11 protein-coding genes are annotated in these 19,887 nt (G+C 34.4%); 4 read left to right on the forward strand and 7 right to left on the reverse strand.

Going from position 1 to position 19,887, the window contains the following annotated elements:
- Positions 1-11 precede the first annotated feature (11 nt).
- A complete protein-coding gene (gene yaaA, locus BKH41_RS04010) occupies positions 12-755 on the forward strand; it encodes a peroxide stress protein YaaA (RefSeq protein WP_095297208.1) in 744 nt (247 codons plus the stop codon).
- 63 nt (positions 756-818) lie between these two features.
- Positions 819-2,594 (forward strand): pyruvate/oxaloacetate carboxyltransferase, encoded by a 1,776-nt coding sequence (locus BKH41_RS04015; RefSeq protein WP_095297210.1) that lies wholly within the window; start codon positions 819-821, stop codon positions 2,592-2,594.
- Here BKH41_RS04015 and BKH41_RS04020 read toward each other — a convergent pair whose 3' ends face one another.
- The 5 genes from BKH41_RS04020 to BKH41_RS04040 form a co-directional block, all read right to left on the reverse strand.
- Positions 2,595-3,485, reverse strand: coding sequence for a DMT family transporter (locus tag BKH41_RS04020; protein WP_180762729.1), 891 nt, complete (start codon positions 3,483-3,485; stop codon positions 2,595-2,597). It abuts the gene before it with no gap.
- Positions 3,486-3,553: 68 nt separating this feature from the next.
- The gene (locus tag BKH41_RS04025; RefSeq protein ID WP_095297214.1) at positions 3,554-4,363 is read right to left on the reverse strand and encodes a ferritin-like domain-containing protein; all 810 of its coding nucleotides are present in this window, start codon (positions 4,361-4,363) and stop codon (positions 3,554-3,556) included.
- 71 nt (positions 4,364-4,434) lie between these two features.
- The gene (locus BKH41_RS04030; protein WP_095297216.1) at positions 4,435-6,465 is read right to left on the reverse strand and encodes a dynamin family protein; all 2,031 of its coding nucleotides are present in this window, start codon (positions 6,463-6,465) and stop codon (positions 4,435-4,437) included.
- Positions 6,462-8,756 carry a dynamin family protein gene (locus BKH41_RS04035; RefSeq protein ID WP_095297218.1) on the reverse strand — a complete coding sequence of 765 codons (2,295 nt, stop codon included), beginning with the start codon at positions 8,754-8,756 and terminating at the stop codon, positions 6,462-6,464. The genes BKH41_RS04030 and BKH41_RS04035 overlap by 4 nt, the downstream gene beginning before the upstream one ends.
- 714 nt (positions 8,757-9,470) lie before the next feature.
- Entirely contained in the window at positions 9,471-9,977 is a 507-nt protein-coding gene (locus tag BKH41_RS04040) for a peptidylprolyl isomerase (protein ID WP_095297220.1), read from the reverse strand.
- A 108-nt stretch (positions 9,978-10,085) separates the two neighbouring features.
- Between BKH41_RS04040 and BKH41_RS04045 the strand changes: the two genes are divergently transcribed.
- Positions 10,086-10,949 carry a hypothetical protein gene (locus BKH41_RS04045; RefSeq protein ID WP_095297223.1) on the forward strand — a complete coding sequence of 288 codons (864 nt, stop codon included), beginning with the start codon at positions 10,086-10,088 and terminating at the stop codon, positions 10,947-10,949.
- Positions 10,950-10,998: 49 nt separating this feature from the next.
- Here BKH41_RS04045 and BKH41_RS04050 read toward each other — a convergent pair whose 3' ends face one another.
- Both BKH41_RS04050 and BKH41_RS04055 read right to left on the reverse strand, forming a co-directional pair.
- Positions 10,999-12,597, reverse strand: a complete 1,599-nt coding sequence (locus tag BKH41_RS04050; RefSeq protein ID WP_095297225.1) for a ShlB/FhaC/HecB family hemolysin secretion/activation protein — start codon at positions 12,595-12,597, stop codon at positions 10,999-11,001.
- A 25-nt stretch (positions 12,598-12,622) separates the two neighbouring features.
- A complete protein-coding gene (locus tag BKH41_RS04055; RefSeq protein WP_095297227.1) occupies positions 12,623-13,279 on the reverse strand; it encodes an outer membrane beta-barrel protein in 657 nt (218 codons plus the stop codon).
- Between the two features lie 326 nt (positions 13,280-13,605).
- Here BKH41_RS04055 and BKH41_RS04060 point away from each other — a divergent pair, with 326 nt between their 5' ends.
- The gene (locus BKH41_RS04060; RefSeq protein ID WP_095297229.1) at positions 13,606-19,338 is read left to right on the forward strand and encodes a hemagglutinin repeat-containing protein; all 5,733 of its coding nucleotides are present in this window, start codon (positions 13,606-13,608) and stop codon (positions 19,336-19,338) included.
- Positions 19,339-19,887: the final 549 nt, after the last annotated feature.

The raw sequence follows: 19,887 nt of genomic DNA on the forward strand, positions 1-19,887 counted from the left end.
AGGAGACTGAATTGAAGATATTATTTAGTCCCAGTGAGGGGAAAAGAATTTCTGAAATTGTTTCAGATAAAAACGATTTTGATTTCTTGGACACCTTGATCTCAAAAGGAAGCGTTATCAGGAAAAATATTGCAAAATATATGGAGATTTTAAACGAAGATGATAATGTCATTTCGAAGCTTTTTGGAGTAAAAAATTTAAACTCAAAGTGCGTTTTAGATGAAATGCTTTTATGCTCAAATCTTGGTAGAACAAGCAAAATGCAAGCAATCAGATTATATAGCGGGGTTGCTTATAAAGCTTTGGATTTTCAAACACTTCCCATAAAAGCACAAAATTATATTTTAGAGAATGTGTTTATTTTCAGCAATCTTTTTGGAATGGTGCGTTCAAGTGATCTTTTGCCTTTTTATAAATGCAATCAAAATTTTAAATACCAAGATTTTGGCTTGAACAATTTTTATAAAAAGCTTTCCCCAAAAATTGATGAACTTTTAGAGAACGAATCGATTTTGGATTTAAGAGCAGAGGTTTATATTAAAGCTTATCGGCTTAAATTCAAGCATACACGTGTGGAATTTTTAAAAAATGGCAAGAAAGTCAGCCATTATGCCAAACATTATCGAGGAATTTATTTGCGAGAACTAAGTCTTTCTCCTGATGTGAGGCTTGAGAATCTTCAGATAGAGAATTTGCAATTTATTGGGAGTAAAACCCTTGAGAATGCCAATATTTTACTTTATGAGGTCGGATAGATGAAATGTTTGGGAGGGCGGTTTTTTTGATACAATCAAACATAAAACCAAAGGAGCAGGATAATGGTAAGAATTACAGAGAATAGTTTGCGCGATGGGCATCAATCTCTGATAGCGACCCGAATGAGAACAGAAGATATGATAGAAGCAGCAAAGCTGTTTGAAAAAGTAGGGTTTTACAGCGTTGAAGTTTGGGGTGGGGCGACTTATGATACTTGCTTGCGTTATCTCAAGGAGGATCCTTTTGAACGATTGGCAACGTTTAAAGAAATCTTTAAAACGACACCTTTACAAATGCTTTTGAGAGGGCAAAACCTTGTAGGTTATAGACATTATGCAGATGATGTCATCAAGGAGTTTGTTGCTTTAAGCTCTCAAGCTGGAATGGATATTTTTAGAGTTTTTGATGCGTTAAATGATGCGAGAAATTTAAAAACCTCGATTGAAGCTGTAAAAAAACAAAATAAACACGTTCAAGGAGCAATTTGCTATACCGTTTCGCCTGTGCATACCATTTCTTCATTTGTCGCGTATGCTAAAGAATTAATGCATATGGGGTGTGATTCTTTAGCGATTAAAGATATGGCAGGATTGATAACACCGATGAATGCATTTTCATTGGTAAAAGCTCTTAAAGAAGAAGTAGGGGCAATGCTTAGCTTTCATACACATTCTACTGCAGGCTTTGCCTTTGGCTCACATATGAAAGCTTTGGAGGCGGGGGCAGATATCTTAGATTTATCTAATTCAGCGTTTGCTGAGGGGACAAGCCACCCCTGTACCCAATCTATGGTCGCTGCACTTAAGGGTTCTGCGTATGATAGCGGTTTGGATTTGGAGAAGATGGAGCAGGCTGCAGAGATACTAAGGAAAAATAGAGCCAAATACAAAAGATTTGAATCCATTTATAATCAAATCGATACGCGAGTACTTCTTAGTCAGATTCCTGGGGGAATGATTTCAAATCTTGCCAATCAACTTAAAGAACAAAATGCCTTAGATAAAATGGATGCGGTTTTAGAGGAGATACCAAATGTCAGGAAAGATTTTGGCTATCCTCCATTAGTGACACCATCGAGTCAGATTGTAGGGACACAGGCGGTTTTAAATGTTTTATCAGGGAGTCGTTATCAAAGCATTACTAAAGAATCGAAGAATTTGATACGAGGACTCTATGGAAAAACTCCCGCACCGATTTCCCAAGAGCTTCAAGATAGAATTTTAGGTGATGGTGAAAAGATATTTGATGGACGCCCTGCAGATTTGCTTGATAACGAGCTTCCAAAAGTCATTTCAGAAGCTAAAGAATTTGCAAAAAGCCCTACAGATATCATCTCATATGCAATGTTTGCAGGAGTAGCAAAAACATTTTTAGAAGAGAGAAATTCTTGCAATCTCAAGCCTGAAAGCATTCAAGAAAGCGATGGAGATGGTTTAAAGGTTCCTAGTGAATTTGATGTAGATGTCAATGGAGAAAATTATCACGTTGTATTTTGCGGGGTGCATAAAGACTCCAAGACAATGAAACTCAAAATAGGCAATCAATCCAAAAATGTAGAATTTGGAAAAAAGAAAAATGAATCTCTTCCAAAAAACGATTTGAAGCCCCAAAGATGTTCGGATTTAAAAAACTCCTTAAAAGCTCCAATGCCAGGTGTCATCAACAGGCTTTGTGTAAAAGTTGGGGATTGTGTTAAAGAGGGAGATGTTTTGTGTATTTTAGAAGCTATGAAAATGGAAAATGAAATTTTGGCATTTATAGATGGAGAAATTAAAGAGATTTACGTGCAAGAAAATTCACAAGTCCAAAGTAATGATATTTTAATGGCGATAGAGTGATTATTTTGTTTTGAAGCAAATCGGCTTAAAGAGATTGATGAGACAAATCCCTGTTATTGCAATAATACCTCCGATGATTGTGCTTAAATCAGGGATTTCTCCCAAACTGATCCAAGAAAGCAATACTGCAAAAATTGGCACTAAAAGCATAAAACTTCCTCCCTTGTTGATTCCCAATACACTGATGCCTTTATAAAAAATAGTTGTTGCAAAAGTTGTGGAAAAAAGTGCTACGACTACCATACAGATCCAGAAATTTTTATCCAAACTTTGGGGATTTGGGAGACCAAAGATGAAAAATGATGGTAGAAAAACAACAAAACTAAAAATAGAGGAATAAAAATTTAGTGCAATTGCATTGATATGACTTGTGGCAGTTTTTGAAGAAAGATTGACACAAGCCCACAATAAAGCTGCCACTAAAAAAATAATATTAAAAGGGGTAAAAAGGGAAGAGAAGCTATCTGCTTTCATTAAAAATGCCCCTGAAACAACTCCTAAAAAGAACCCGATTTTTTCACGCATAGATAAAGTATTATGATAAATAAAGACCCCCATAATGGAAGCAAGTATAGGAGCTAAAGTCGTGACGATTACGCCTGCAATCCCAGCATTTCCAAAAGTAAGACCCAGATAAAATACCGGTGTATAAAGTGCGTTAAAAATAGAAACTATAAGGATTGGACCCAAGCTTTTTTTGGGAGGCTTAAAAGGAATACGCAAAAACATCATTATAGGGATAAGGGAAAAAGCCACCAAAGCATAGCGGATAGAAGTGATTTCATAAGGAGAGAGATAAGTGACCATAATTTTTGAAAGAGGCCAAGAGAGCCCCCAAGACATCATCGCTAGAAGTAGTAAAAAACTAAAGAATAATTCTTTGTTTCTCATCAAAATCCTTTTAATCCCATATTTATGTCGGTGCATTATACCAATTATGGGAATTGGGATAAGTAAAATCAATCTAAAAGAGGGTTTAAATTTTGAAGTTCTTTTAATTCTTTTTCTGTAAATCCAGCTTGCAGACGCGCTTGAGTATTGAGAATTTTGCCTTTTAGGCGAAAAGCTCTAAATTTATACAGAAGTTCCTTAAAAGAATCTTTGTTTGGATTGGCATACCTCCACCATTTATCCCCTTTTTTGACGTGTGAAATTTCATCATTTAAGATAATATCTAAGGCTTCTTTGATTTTTGATTTTATCGGATGTGATGTTGTTTGGATTTTTTGAGCAACAAAAGGATTGGCATCAAGTCCCATCGCCTCAAGACCGCGATGAACCAGTCCCATTCTCTCCATAAAAGAAGAGCAGGTAAGAACCATTGCTTGATGTAAATTATTATGAACGTTGAAATCGCCATAGAAAAATCCCAATTCTTTTAAAATTTCTTCCAACACAAGAAAATGTTTGATCTCTTCATCTGCGACTTCAAGCCAATCTTGATAATATTGAAGTGGAAGATTTTTAAACCTATAAGCAGCATCTAAAGCCAGATCAATTGCGCTATATTCGATATGGACTATGGAGTGGATAATTTTGGCAATATTTTGAAGTGAGGAGAGCATTTTAGGGCGTGAAATTTTGGTTGGATGAATGATTTGGCAAAAATTCGCATACGAGGGTTGCGTTTGAATTTTTGCTTCGTGATGAGAATCAAAGTAAATTTTTTTTTCTAAAAAATCAGAATAAAAATCTCTAAAAGAAGCAATTTTAATTTGAGGATTAGATTCAAACAAAATAGATTCAAGAGATGAGAAAAATTCTTTCATTTTTTAATCTTTCCTATAAAAAATTAATCCAAAGATAAAATAATCTCCTATCAATTGATTTTATCGGATTCTTAGGATTTGTGATTTGTTTTTGCTTCAATGCTTGCATAAATTTCATCAATATTTTTTTTCAACGAGTCTAAATCATAGATTCTTTTTTCCACCAAGATCGACTTTTCTTTTCCAAGTTCAAGAATACCTTCGTTCAATGCTGCAAAGATTTCATTCAATGAATCATCTTCCTCAAGCAATGTATGGGAATACTTACGAATTGAGAAATTTTCATCAATGATTTTATTGAGCTCTTCTTGAGTTGGCGCAGGAGCTTTTTTAACATAATGCATACTTGCGTGTTTGGAGTCTTTATAGATTCTTTGGAGTAAAATCGAGATAGTGTGTTTAATGCAAAGTTCGCGTGTGGATTCTAGGCGAGTGGCTATTTTGCAAAACAAAATTTGTATTTCTTTGCCTGATTCTAAAATGCATTCGATGAAATCAATCGCAATATTTTCATAGATCTTAGAAGCAAAAATACGCAAATTGTTATAATTAAAATCACTCAAAATATTGTCTTTTTTTCGGATAAATTCGTTTTGTGCCTGCCATTTTTTAAGTTCGGCACTAAAATCATCAATGCATTTTTCAAAAGTCGAATCAATATTCAAATTGAGTTTTGAAAATTTATAATTAAGTGCCTTATAAGTTCTATAAGGTCGGGATTTTGGATCAAGCAATTCTTGATAAATAGTTTGAGTGTCTATTTTATAGGTTGTATAGGTATCTTTCTTTCCTTTGAGGGTCTGAAGCAGGTTAGGATTTTGAAGAGATATGTTTATTTTTTCTGGATGGGTGTTGCTCAAGATGCTTTCAATAATATTATTGCGATCGCTTTCTAGGCTTTTAAAAAACAAATCGAGCTCTTCAAGAGTTTTTTCTTTCAAGTTTGCAAAAGTTTCTAAAAATGATTCGATTTGATTTTGGATCAAATTGAGGAGTTTTGAATAAATACCTGCTATTTGTGTGTAGTTTTTTTTGATTTTTTCAACCAAATAGAGTAAATCTTCTTTGATACAATCCTCTTTTTGTTTTTTTGCTTCCCCAATAAGGTCACGTTGGAGTCGATCAAAAATGGCATCAAAATTTATTTGCTGGTCTTGGAGATAATTTGGAATTTCGGGAAGATTTTCATAAAACAGGCGTATATTTTGTCCTCCCTCATCAAAGGCTTTACTCAGAAATTCCAAGCGGTGCTTGAAGTCTTTTGATTTGATGGTACCATAGTCGTAGTAAAGTTTTTGCAGTTCTTTTTGTAGAAAAAATTCTTCATTAATTCCAAGCTCTCTATAAAGAATCATTGCAGATATGGGTAGAATATCACTAAAAACTTCCCCAAAATGTTCTTTAGCAAAATTCAGAGTAGGGATAATGTCTTCAGATTTTTCAAGTACATCAATGTGCGTGAGGACGCATATTGAGACGGAAGACTTTTTAGCGATATGAGATTTTAGAGCATTAAGCTCTTCAGCATTAGCAAGATCATCGATTCGATTCAGCCAAATAAGGATTTCGCATTGGTTGATATTGAGTATGGTATTTTTAAGATTTTCTTCATCATTTAAGTCGATGTCGGGGTATTTGTAAATATTGAATTCCTTTAATATCGGAATAGGGTATTTGATTTCGAAATAATTGATTTTATCAAGCTCCTCTTGGCTTAAGGAGTTTAGAGAAAGCGTATTAAGTCCTGCGGAGGTTTTGTTTTTATGGTGGGCGATAATTGATCTTGAATGCCCATAGCCGATAATGTAGGTTTTTTTGGAATGGAGTTGATCACTTGGAAGAATGTGGTTTTTTAAGATGGTGTTGATGAAAGTAGATTTGCCATTGTCTCTTGCACCCATAATTGCCAATTTTAAGGGTTCTTTGGCTTTTTTATTGAGATTTTTTAAAAAAACCTTAAGTTCAGTAGAGGGAAAAAATTTTTCACGTGTGATTTTATAACTCACTTCTTTAAGCAAGCCTTTTAAATCGGATTCAAAATGCGGTGAAAGATTATTTTGAATCATTTCATATTGTTTGATAAAATCCGCAATATAGCTCATTTGCCTCCCTTTAATTCTTTGATCTGTGTAAGAATGGTATCTTGAAGAGCTTTAAAGTGTTCAATTTGTTTGGATTTTTCTTTTTCATCAAGATCTTGATGTGGGGTACAGGAGTTTATAATGACAAATTGCATTGATTCTATCATTTTATTGATATGATTTAAAAAGATAGTTATTCCGATCTGTATTTTTTCTTCTAAATAAACAATAATATTTTTATAGCTAAGATCAAAAGCTTTGTCGATATTTTTTTGAATGTCTTTGAGTTTTGCCCCATCGCGCAAAATATGATTGATGTATTTTTTAAGTTCTTCGGTATAAAGGTTGAGGTCTCCTTCTGTGTATTGGTATTTGGTTGTTTTGAGAATGTTTTTTTGATAAAGCTTGATTAAATCAAATTCAAGACTGTCTGATGGAATAAAAGCATACGATTGATTGATGCCTTCAATGAAATGTTTCATTTTTTTATTAAAGTCTTCTTGCGTTTTTTCTATAAGGTATTTGAGGCTGTCTTTAAGGTTGTTTGCTATGATGTCTTCAAGTCTTGAAGCATTCACATAGTTGTTTTTTGAGGCTTCATAAGAAATGAAATCAATCAAGTGTTCTTTGAGATTGAGCCCTAAATCTTTGATTTTGATTTTTGAGTTTTGTGCGCTTGCCTCAATCGCTTTTACGATTTTTTCTGCGGATTCAAGGATTTCTTTTTGGGCATTTTCGAGTTTTTTGCTCAAATCTGAAATTTGCATTTTCTCAGCAGTATTTTCAAGCAATTGCAGGTATTTTTTTATCGTCCATTCTAAAATAGCATAGGTGTTTAAAAGCAAGTTTTTGGAATAGTTGGTCGGTTGTTTGAAAATGATTTCATTGATATAATCTTCAAGTGCGACTATGCCCGTATCCTCTAAATCATACCCTCTTGATAGTGCTTCATCAGAGCGTCCTGTTCGATGTAAGAGTGCAAGCGTGCTTGAAATAGGGATAAAGTCGATTTTTGAGATATTTTTCTTAAGGATTTTGGGGTGGTAGGTTTGTAGTTTTTGGACTTCTTCGATGATATTTTGGCTTAGATTTTTTAAATCCGGCAAGCTCACAAGATCAGAACGCGTGAAAATAATCAAGATTTTTTCGAGATTTTCATAATGGATAATATTGGAGAGAAATTCAATGTCTTTTTGCGAGATTGGCTTAGAAGCATTGATTAGATAAAGCGTGATAACGCTTTGTGAAAGCGAATTTTCGGTTTGATGGGTTTTGTAATTAAATCTTGTATTGATATTGGGAGTATTGACAAAAACAAGATTGTTTTTTAAAAATTCCATTGAAGAATAAATCGTGATTTCTTTAACTAGATATGAAATTTTTGAATAATGCTCACTGCTTGCATAGGTTTTGATTTCTTCGGGCTTGATTTCTTTCACAAATCCTGTTTGAGTAATGCAAGAATCAATATAATTGCCAAAAGATTTTCGGCTCTCGACAATAGAAGCGTTTAAATCATCATCGAAATATAAATTTTCAAGCAACCGATCCCATTCGTTTTGAGTGAGAAATTTTATCTCTCCTTTTGGTTTGGGATTGTAAGTGATTGTGATTTTATTGGTGGATTCAGGGATGGCTGAAATGGGTAGAATTTCTTCGTAGAGGAGTGCATTTAAGAGGGTTGATTTTCCTGATTTTGCGATACCACAAAGTGATATTTCAAATTTTGTATTGAGGATTTTATCAATTTGATTTTTCATAATATCTTCAAGCCAAATTGGTGCATTTGTGGCATTTTTTGTTTTTTTAAAAATGTCTTGAATGGTTTGGAGATGTTGATGAAACCAACTTGATTGAATGTCAAAAGGTTTTATTTTTTTATTTTTTGGGGCTTTATTGTGTTTTTTGAGCGTACCACTTAGACTATGAATTTTATGTTTAAAACTTGTTTTGATACATTGTTCTTCTTCATACAGAATGATGCCTTCGGTTTTGAGTGTATTTAAGTGTTCAAATATTTCTTGAATCATCTTAAGGCTATTTTTGCTTTGGATGAAGTCCAGCACTGATTTTTGAAGCGATTGGATATTATTCTGGTTCGCATTGACACCGAATTTTTGGAGCAAATCCTGAAACAACGGCGTATTCAGAAATATATTTTTATTTCTATTGTTATATGACAATATAATTGCAAAAATTTCTTCAGCAGAAGACAAATCTATAGACGTGAGATTTATATTTAAATCTTGAGGGGTTTCTTGAGAATAAACCAGAGAGAAAAAATATTCTGCAATATCGTCTTTTGTTCCCATATCACCCTTCCGACAAAGTTTTGCATAACATATAAATGCATTTGTAAATAATAACACAGGAATAAGTAAAATCAATAAATCCCGACCAAATTAATTATCTATTATAGTTAAAGTCGCAAAAAATTTTATAAATTAAGCTTACTTGAAATTATAATCGATTAATATGCATTTGATTCCTTATAAAAGACTCTATTTTAGTATAGGAAAAATTTATTTAACTATATTTAAGATAACTCCTTATAAAATAGAAAATAATTTTGTAAAAGCTTTAAGGTATCAAAGACATTAAGAGCAAGGAATAAGATAAAAAATGTTGGCACAAATATTGATTCCAAAAGCACTTTTATAAGGGCTAAAAATCTTTATAACACATCTGTGCAAAATTCATCGTATGCTGATTTTATTTCTGACATTCAAACAAGCTCCCATATTTTGGGTATAAAAACAGATGCTGACCTTTCCTATCAAAGTTCGATAACAATTGGAGTAAAGATGGGATGCAGAACAATGCAATAAAATGACAGCAAAATAAAACTCCAAAAAAGATAAACCAAATGAAACGCATAAAATTCGCATTATTAAGCGAGATTTTATATTGGCATAGTAGATTGAGATTTTTATCAAGTTAAAGGGTATGAAATCAAATAATGCAACGATAAATTCATAGCAATCGCATAAGGAATGCTATGAATTTTGATTTTCTTTGTTTTGAAGTCATTGTAATGTGGGTTTGCTTTCCATAATGCAGATACTTTCAATGATATCGTTTTGTTTGAGTGAATCTAGGATATCCAAGCTTTTCTTATCATCAGGCTGAATTTGTCCAAATACGGTATGTTCGCCATCCAAATGAGGCAAATCGACAAAGCACAAGAAAAATTGGCTTCCTCCAGTATCTCTCCCAGCGTGAGCCATCGACAAAGAACCTTTTTTGTGTCGGTTAGGATTATTTGTAAGCTCGCATTTGATGCGATAATTAGGACCTCCTGTTCCTGTTCCATTGGGGCAACCCCCTTGAGCGACAAATCCTTCAATGACGCGATGGAATTTTAGCCCATCATAAAATCCATCTTTTGCCAAAAAGGCAAAATTCATTACGGTTTGGGGGGCATCATTTGGAAATAGTTTGACAAGGATATCTCCTTTTTTTGTCGTAATCAGTGCGTATTGAAGCTTATTTAATTCCTCTTGATTGATATCATAGGTTTTTAATTCTTCCATAAATTTTATTTTTCCTTATGTTTTTTTATGATTAAACTCATTTTTGATTTTACCGATTTTAGTCTGTGAAAACAAGATAAATAAAAATTTTGGATTAAAGATTACGAAGTGCGAAAGAAACTATATCCTTTTATCGGTTGCATTGTCGTCTTGGTTTTTATTTCTCATATTGCTTTGATGGCTTCTGAAGACGTCTTAGATGATGGAGATGGGTCTATTGAAACTGAAGTTACTCCAAAAGTGGATTTTTCTCCCCAATCTTCAAAGGCTTTTAATTGGATATACAGCACTGTTATCATCACCGTGTATTTTGATGATGGGAGTTATCGTCAAGGTTTTGGAATGTTATTAAAGGATGGGTTTTATTTGACTTCTTCAGAATTGACTTACAACGCTGGTTTGTATCCCAAAAAGATTTTTGCCAAAATGCAAGATGATAGTGCAAAACCTTTGATTTGTGTGGCAAAACTCCAATTAAAAGCTATGGATAGCGACAAGGGTTTAGCGTTGCTTAAAACCTCTTCTTTCACTGATGATTATTGCAATACTCGAAGCGAAAGCTATTATCATAAGAGGATTTATGAAAAATATTGGAAAAATGTTTTTTCAAATATTCCGACAAAAAAACTTATCTTAGGTGGTCTTTATTTTCCCATACTTGAAGATACCGATACTTTTGGAGTCCGTAGAACCATTCCGCTAAAAGAAGAAAGCTATTATGATTATAGCTTGGAAAAAGAAGTTTTTTACGGCTACTCATTGCCTCTAAACTCTTATCAGAGATTCACTTTTGGAAAGCCTTATTTCAATAAAGATGGCGAGTTTTTGGGAATTTTTAGCATCACTGCACAATCTTATTTGCCTGCTTTGATAAAAAAAGAGATTGTCCAAGATTTTATATGCGAACTGAAAAAAAAGAATATTTTTACCCGACATTCTTTGCCAAGTCGTTGTAAAGCCAATGGAGTATGAGAGCTCAAATCGATTGAATTTTAATCCAAAATAAGAGCGATCAGATGTTTTACCAATTCATTCCTATAGAAAAAAACAGATTTTGAACGGGTGCTTTATACGGATTGTAAAGAGGAGCATTGAGAGAGATTTGAGCATTGAAGTTTTTATGCAACACGTTCAAGCCTATCCCGCCCCCACTCAAGCTTCCACCTTGTTTATCTCCGATCAAATCCCGCACCATTCCCCAATCCACTCCAATATTGGGAGCTATGGTGATCCCCCAGAAACTTGGCAGATAAACCATCAAATCGTTTTTATAGATCACACCCATTTGACCACTGATACTGAAATGATTAAATCCTCTCACAGTGTATCGGCTTCCAATACTCATTTTCTTGCTTGCATAGAGTCTATCTTGAGAAATTTGAGTGCGGATATTGCTTGTATATCCAAACGTTAGAACCCATATTTTAAAAGGCGCATACAGATACATATTGACATTGGGTATTGTGTAGACATAATCAGTATGAATTTTTTCATTGTGTTTTTTGAGCATCGGAAGCCCTTGCAATATTCCTATTGAAATATTAAAGACCAAGTTGTTTATTTTTCTTTGATAGCCCAGTGCAAGTGAAATATCCGTGAGATTATAGCTTTGGACATCAAGCTTGATATCATCTAAATAGCTTTCCATCAGTCTCACGCCCCCATCAAGATTGATGGAAACTTGATTTTTATCATCTGCATAGGCAGAGACTTTGATCCCAAGATCAAGATTGATATTTTTGCCTTGATATACTGGAAAAATATCAGCGAATAAAATTTCTTGAGCAGAATCTGAATACGACCCATCAAATGAGAAGCTGAATCGTCTGATCGGGATGGAGTAACTCACAGATGCATAGTAGCTGTGATTTTTCTTATTCATTGGTAAAGAAGAGAGGGCATAGAAACTCAGCTTATCAGCAAGATGTAGAGGATTTTCCCAGCTGCCATACAGCGAGGCTTGATAATTTTGCCCAATACTCCCGCCATTATCGATACTCCCACCTAAAAATACAGGTAGAGATAATTTGGGTGCATCGATTGTAAGAATACTTTGATTAGATGTATTATTATCGGTCGTGATGTAGATTTGGGGTTTTATGTAACGTAAGTTTCGCAAATTATTCAGACCGACTTCAATTTTTCTTAAATCCAAAACATCGCCTTTTTTGAGTGGAAAATCTTTTTTGAAAGAAAGCATATGGGGTTCATTGATATAGCGGATTTTTCCTATAGTGCCTACTTCTGCATTGATGCGTAAGATATGATCGGAGAGGGATTGGGGACTCAAGCCAAAAGTTGTCGTGATATAGCCTTTGGATATCGTACGCGATTGAATCTTAGAGAGGAGATTTGAGATGTCTTTGGCACTCAAGCAATGCTTGGAGATGGGCTTAAAATTTGAGATGATTTTATGAGCGTAAGAAAATTCCTTTTTGGATTTTTGGGGCAGACCTGTGAATTTCAAATCGATTCGCTCGATTTGAAAGCATTTTGCATTCTCATTGGTATCTTTTTGATTTGCAAGGAGGGGTTGGATAGGTTTTGAATGTAGTGATAGTATTGGCAATATACAAAAAGATAGGAGCAGAAAAAATACCTTGCTCCTATCGCCTAACATCAGCTAACTCATTCAAATAAACAACTCAGAATGAATAAGAATATGCAACATAGATATCCACAGGATTTCTTAATCTTATTTTAGTGGATTCAGATGCATCGCTGAAATCATATGTATAATAATTATATAACGGCACTTTTACACCTAACTCCAAGCGGCTATGATTATCGATGATTTTTGAAAATCCTGCATTGATTACAAAGCCATTTGAAGCTACTTTTTCATACTCTGATGCATTTTTTTTCATATTTGAAAAATCTTTTGATTGCACCCATTGATACCCTCCACCTATGAATAATCCCCAAGGACTCTCGCTATCTGAAAAATTTAAGAGATAATCTATATTTGCACCATATTTGAAAAGATCTGTAGAAGCTGAATCATTTAAAGGGTATGTGAAGTTAGTATAGTTAAAGGTTCCATAGAGGCGAAGCCCATTGTAGGCGTTAAAATATTGCTGATACCCGATTCTAGCTCCATACTGCAGATTGGTGAGAATCTTTGTTTCAGATTCCATACTGTCAGGATCTTTGTTTTTAGCCAAACTATAGCCTATTGAACCGCCAAGTTCGGCTCCGATAAATATGCCAGACTTATCACTTCTGTTATCTGCAAATGCCGAATTTGTCATCGCTAAAATCATTCCTGCTGTTGCCAAAGCTTTTTGTAATGTGATGAGCAATATAATACATTTGAAACCTCTCTTGTTTATTGGATTTTTGGTTGGTTTTTATCGATATTTGTTTGAGACCTGAATCTTTAGATAAAAACCTATTGAGGATTATAATACAAAATTACAAAAAAGTCGTAAAAAATTTTATGAATCAAGATTAATTGAATAATAATCGATTAATATGCATTCGATTCCCTGTAAAAATCTCTATTTTAGTATAGAAAGTATAGAAAAAATTTATTTAATTATATTTTAAGATAACTCCTTATAGAATAGAAGACAATTTTGCAGAAAGGTTTGAGATATCAAAGACACTTAAGGGCAAAGGAGATAAGATGAAAAATGTTTCATTAATGTGTCAATCATCAAAGCATAATGACAAGTATGATTGCATTTCTATGGTCTCTATACCTAAGGAAAAATTTTTCTCGCGTTTTTTTTCTCAAAGATTTTTGATCGGGGTTGTTTGCATCTCTCTGGTTTCAGCCCGACTTTTATCTGCTGCAGATAATGTCCCTGATGTCTTAAATGCTCCATTGCCTGAGCCTTTGCCCCTCACTCCTGATAAGGGAACCTTTGCTCCCCAAGTCATCAAAGCCCACAATGATGTTCCTATCGTCAATATCACTTCTCCAAATGCAGCCGGCATTTCTAACAATGCCTTTAAAGATTTTAACGTTGATAAATCTGGATTGATTTTTAATAACATCAAAGATTCCCCGAGCTTAACACAACTCTCTGGCTATATTAATGCCAACCCCAATCTTAACGGCTCTCTCCCTGCTAAACTCATTCTCAATCAAGTCACTTCTTCCCATATCTCTACGCTCTTAGGCTATATGGAAGTGGCGGGAAATAAGGCAGATGTAATCATTGCCAATCCCAATGGCATTGATTGTAATGGCTGTGGTTTTATCAATACTGCTAATGCTACAATGATTGCAGGGAAGCTTTCTGAAGAGTTTAACGAACATTTTTTGATGATGAAAAATATGCAAGATGCGATGCAATCTCTGCAGTTTGAAGTCAAAAACGGGCGTATCCATATTGGGGATTTTAATGGCAAAAATCTCCAAGCCCTTAATCTCATCTCAAATGCTCTTGTTATCGATGGCAAGATAGATGCCATTAAGATTGCAATGATTTTGGGGCAAAATGATATTGTGCTAGATCCGACCAATGCCTCTGTCTTGCTTTTTCGCCCGATTTTAATGCCTGCTGATGATAAAGATGGAGAAAAACCCGCACTTGCTTTAGATGTCGCTTATAGCGGAGGGGTATATGCAAACTCTATCTATCTTGTAGCTACACAAGAGGGTGTAGGGGTCAAAAATAGCGGGACGCTCGCAACTTTTGCTTCGAGCGATGGAAAAGATGGAGGTTTTATTATTCATAGTAATGGCGATATTGAAATCACTAAACCCGCCCCTCTCAAAACACTCACCCCGACTGCTGATACCGATACAACAGAACTTTCAAACGCATCTGAAGCAATCAATGCCGATCCCGATGCTCCGATACATCTAAATGGCTCGACGCCAATGATCTATGCGGGTGGGGATTTAGAGATCAGTGCTTCTAGCATACAAAATTATTCTATCATCTATGGAGAGAAAAATATTTCGATTAAGACAGAGGGAAATATAGACAATCTCGGAGAGATGGCATTGGTTCCTGAAGTGGTTTCGGTAGAACCGGGTTTTGGTAGAGATGAAGTAGCAGACAATTATAAAGAATATACCTACACAACTACCATTACGCAAGATAAGCTCAAAAAAGGTAGCTACCATCCCGCCATCATCTATGCTAAAGGCGCACTCAATCTAGATGCCACCCTCATCAATAATACAAACTCCATCATTGCCACCCCTCAAGGAGAGCTACACAATCAAGCTAATCTAAACAACACAACCCCCATTCCAAGGAGGGTAGAAGAAAAAGAGGGGACTATGAAAGAGTATGACAGATACGGGGGAGGTTGCGGAATATCGGGAATTTTTGGAAAACATAATTGGAATTGCCATAGCAAAACCAATTATAATCCATACCATCCTGCCCCTGAAATCTCTATGCTCACTGTCACTGATCTGCATATCCCTACGATTCCTCTAGAAGAAATGATGGCTGATTATGTAAATGCCCTGATTGATGAGTATAATGCCACCCCTTATCCCTATGTAAAAGATACTAATCCTGCGTATCAAACCCCAAGTGCTTTTTTACACACTGCTGATTTTCAATCAAGTGTTGCTGATTCTGCACCCTTATCTGCCATAAGAGATAAGATGGAGATCAATAATCAGCTCAATGTCATCTTAGGAAAGCCATCTTCTTCAGCTGATGTGGGTGTAGGTATCACAGCGAAAGAAGCCCATCTGAATGCATCCTCAAGAGATGGCAATCTATATAATACCTCCTCTATCACCACAGGCTTACTCTACTTAGGTGCCCAAGATATTCGCAATACCAACGGAGTGATCCACTCAAACGGGGATATCAATGTATCAGGCAAAGATTTCAGCTCTGATTCAGGCAGGCTTGAAGCAAACGGGGATATCAGAGTAAATGCTACAAATGTCTCTATCAAAACTGAAAAAACAAACAATACCGCCGATGCTTTTTTAGGATCGAGATTGTTAAAAATATTTGGATTCAAGCCGATTTTTTCTTCGAATAATGACACATTGAATCCAACATCTAGCATCAAAGCAAAGAATCTCTATATCAATGCCAAAGATACTCTGTTGCTAAAAGGAGCAGATATAAAAACAGCTCAAAATATGAAATTCAAAGCCAAAGATATTAAAATCACGACTGCAAATGTCAAAAACTATTATAGCGACAACAGTCGCACCGATACCACTGCCATTGCTAAAAGTTCCAAGCTCCAATCAGGAGGCGATATCATTTTGGAGGGAAGTAATGATTTGGATTTTACCTCTGTAGATATGGGAGCAAGCGGTGATATAGACCTTTATGCCGGTGGCAAGCTCACTATGGATGTAGCTAGGAATGAAAATAGTAATATTGTAAATATTGGTTTGAATAGAACGATTCATAAAGAAAATAATTTTTTAAATAATAAAATTACAAGTAATAATATCTCTATCTATTCTTATGGAGACGTAAATCTTGCTTCTTTAGAATTAAAATCTGACAATAATATAAATTTAGAATCCGAAAACAATGCAAGTCTTAGTGGAGTTAAGGCAAATGCTATTGGGAATATTAAAATGCGTTTTGACCAAAATTTAGATATGGGAAGAGTGACTGATGCTAGGGTTTCTGATAAAGTGATATTTAATAATTCATTAACGCAGTTATTTTTTAGAGATAAACTTCTGCAAAAAACAATAAAAGTAAAACAAGATACTGAAATAAGTGGTAATAATGTTTCTATTGTTGCAGGAAATGCGGTGATGAAAGCAGTTCAATTTAATAGTAATAATGATTTAAGCATTAAAACCAAAGATTTAGACATTGATGTTATTGCCACCGATATTGACCAATCCCATAGGAATAAAATCGATCTATCTACTGTAAATGATATTTCTGTCATTAGAGGTGGAAATATACATATTGATTCTGATAATTTTAAAATGACTTCCGCAGATCTTAAGGCAGATAAGAACGTTGTGATTGCAGCTAGTGGCGATGTTACTATGGATACCGCACAAAATACGACATATACGAGTGAAACCACAAAAACAGTTAAGAGAGGTTTTTTTTCTGAAGAAACTACCACCACTACCATTACTGAAAAAACTGCTAAAAACCTTGCTAATACTATTGATGGAGAATCTGTAAATATTTTTGCGGGAGGTAGTACCACTGCGTATAATCTGGCTTCTGTTTCTAAAAATTTTGGTATATTTTCCAAAGAAGGAACTACATTATCCAATAAGGCAGATTCTTACGATAAAACTACAAATGTTTATACAGAAAAAAGAGGTTTTGCAGGTGGTTTCAAAGATGGAAAATTATCTGTAAGCTATGGGAAAGATACCCAAGATATGACACTTTCTCAATCCGATTCCAAACACCACAATCAAACTATTGTTTCAGATAAAATTACCCTAATGTCTGGTTCTGCAGATATAAGGGTGGAGTCTGCTGATCTTGAAACAAATCAGATGGAATTTAAAAGTGATAACGTTTTGGTAAGTTCTTTAGAAGATGGTCATACAAGCACTCAAAATATAAAGACAACTTCCGATAGAGTAGGAATAGAGTTGGAAGTTCCCACTAGGGTTACGGATATATTGACTAATAAAAATAATATCCTTGCCAAAGCTGCAGGTAAAACGATTTTGAATGTTAGTGGCAAAATATCTGGATTTAAAACTATTTCTAAAATTGCCAATGCAAATATTGATGGTAAAGATATTGCAGGGACCTATCAGATGTTAAAAACAGATGTTAAATCTATTATTCAAAACCCAAAAATTTCGGTAGGCTATAAACATTCAGATTCATATGACCATACTACTACTATTGCTAAAACTGCTTCTACTTCTTCTATTTCTGCTCAAAATTTAAACATTATTTCTAAAAATACTACTGATATTATCGGTTCTGATATAAATGCACAGAATATGTCTGTAACAGCCAATAACTTTAATGTTTCTTCTGCTAAAGAAAGTCTAAATACTGTATCCCATAGTGATTCTGTATCTGATGGGGTTGGTGCTAAAATTAGTATTAATAATGTTGGAGCCAATGCGGCATATCACAAATCTGAAAACAATACATCAACTTCTTTTGCCAACTCTAAAGGCAGTAATCTTAATGTAGGTAATTTAAATATAAAAAGTTTGGAAAGTACAAATATTGAGGGTTCTCATCTGAATGCCAATACAGCAAATATAGAAACTCAAAATTTTACCTTGTCGGCTTCAGAGAATGCTTTTAATACCAACACAAGCACCAGCTCTTATGGTGGAAAAGTGAAATTAGCTTATAATGGTGCTTATCAGGGAGAAATTAAAGGCGATTATTCTCATTCTTTGAGTTATCAGAATAGGCTTATTCATCAGGGTTCTACTTTTGATGTAAAAAACTTAAATCTCAATGCCAAAGATGATATGAATCTGATTGGCTCTGCAATAAATGTTAAAAATTCTGCTAAGATATCTGCAGCTAATCTCAATATTTCTGCCACTCAAAATAAGAAAGAATCAAATTTTGACAGCAGAAATATCAAAGGAGTTATAAAAGGGGAAATCGGAGTTTCAAAAGTTGGTTTTGGAGGAGAAATTTTGGGAGGGCTTGAACATTCAGGCTCTTCTACAAACTTTTATGACAGTGCTACTTTATCTGGAGGAAAGCTTGATATTGTTGTTGCCAAAAATATGAATATTACAGGAGGCAATGTTTCGGCAGATCATCTTAGTGCAAATATAGGAAAAAATCTTTCAATTGCTACTACAATAGATACCGGTTCTTCTAATTCTGGATTGTTTGAAGCACATATGGCTGGTGGATATGGTACAGGGGAGTATACAGGTTTTCATTCAGATTATAATTTCAAAATATTGGACAGCTCAGATCAAAATCTTTCTCAAGTTGCTGGTATTTCTTCTGATGTCTTGGATATTTCTGTGGGTGATACGACGATGCTTAAAGGTTCTTATATTAATTCAAATGCCTCTGATGTTTCAAAGCTAAATACTAATAAGATTGTTCAAGAGTCTGTTTCTACCAATAGTCATACTTTGAGTTTAATAAAAGATAGTCCTTCTGTAAGTTCTTATAAGCACACACAAACTACTTCAGGGATTACAGGGGTTAATATTGTTGCTGATGATGGAAATGTCGCTCAAACGCCTCAAAAAACTTATGAACAAAATGTTTCTACAAATTTTTATTTTGGAGTCCCAAACTCTATCCTTGAAGAGATGAATAAACCTCAAAAAATTATTTCATTGACTCAAGATTTTAATAATAAATTTTCTCAGAGCAAAGGAATTTCCAAGATTGGAAATCTGGCGGATTATGCTGAAAAGCTTTATGAGACTGTCGTGCCTGATGAATTAAAATCTCAAATCAGTAAGGAGTTTAATAAATAAAAAACTTAGGTCAGTAATTCGGCAAAAGAATAAGGAAAAAGATTATTTAAATAACAAGGAACATAAAAACCTGAAAGATTTTATAATATGTTTCGCTATAGTGTAGGTACGGATTATTTGATAAATTTTTCCAATGACTTAAGCCCTTGGTGGCTATTTTGGGGAGGAGATATGAGTGGCTTGAAGAAAAAAATTTTTCACAATGGTTTGCTAATCTGAAAAAAAATGAAGGAAAGAGTAAAAAACACGGTGCATTTGTGAATATAGGTATTTTCAAGATATTTTTGAATCACAATAGATTTGAATTGGGTGCAAAGATAAGAATTTATAAAATATGGGATTTTGAGAAGCTTACAAAGACAATCTATGAAAATCGAGTTTTTGCAAATCCCGTGGATTTTTATTCATCTTATAGCTATTCATTCTAACTCTTTCAGCAAACCTTAAGCTACTTGCCTGTAATATTCCAATCCCATTCAGGTGAGCCTCATTTAAAACTCTCCGATTAATTTTTAATTTTTACCTCTTTTGGATTTTCTAATAGAGAGA

The sequence above is a fragment of the Helicobacter sp. 12S02232-10 genome (genome assembly GCF_002272895.1).
GTDB lineage: Bacteria > Campylobacterota > Campylobacteria > Campylobacterales > Helicobacteraceae > Helicobacter_J.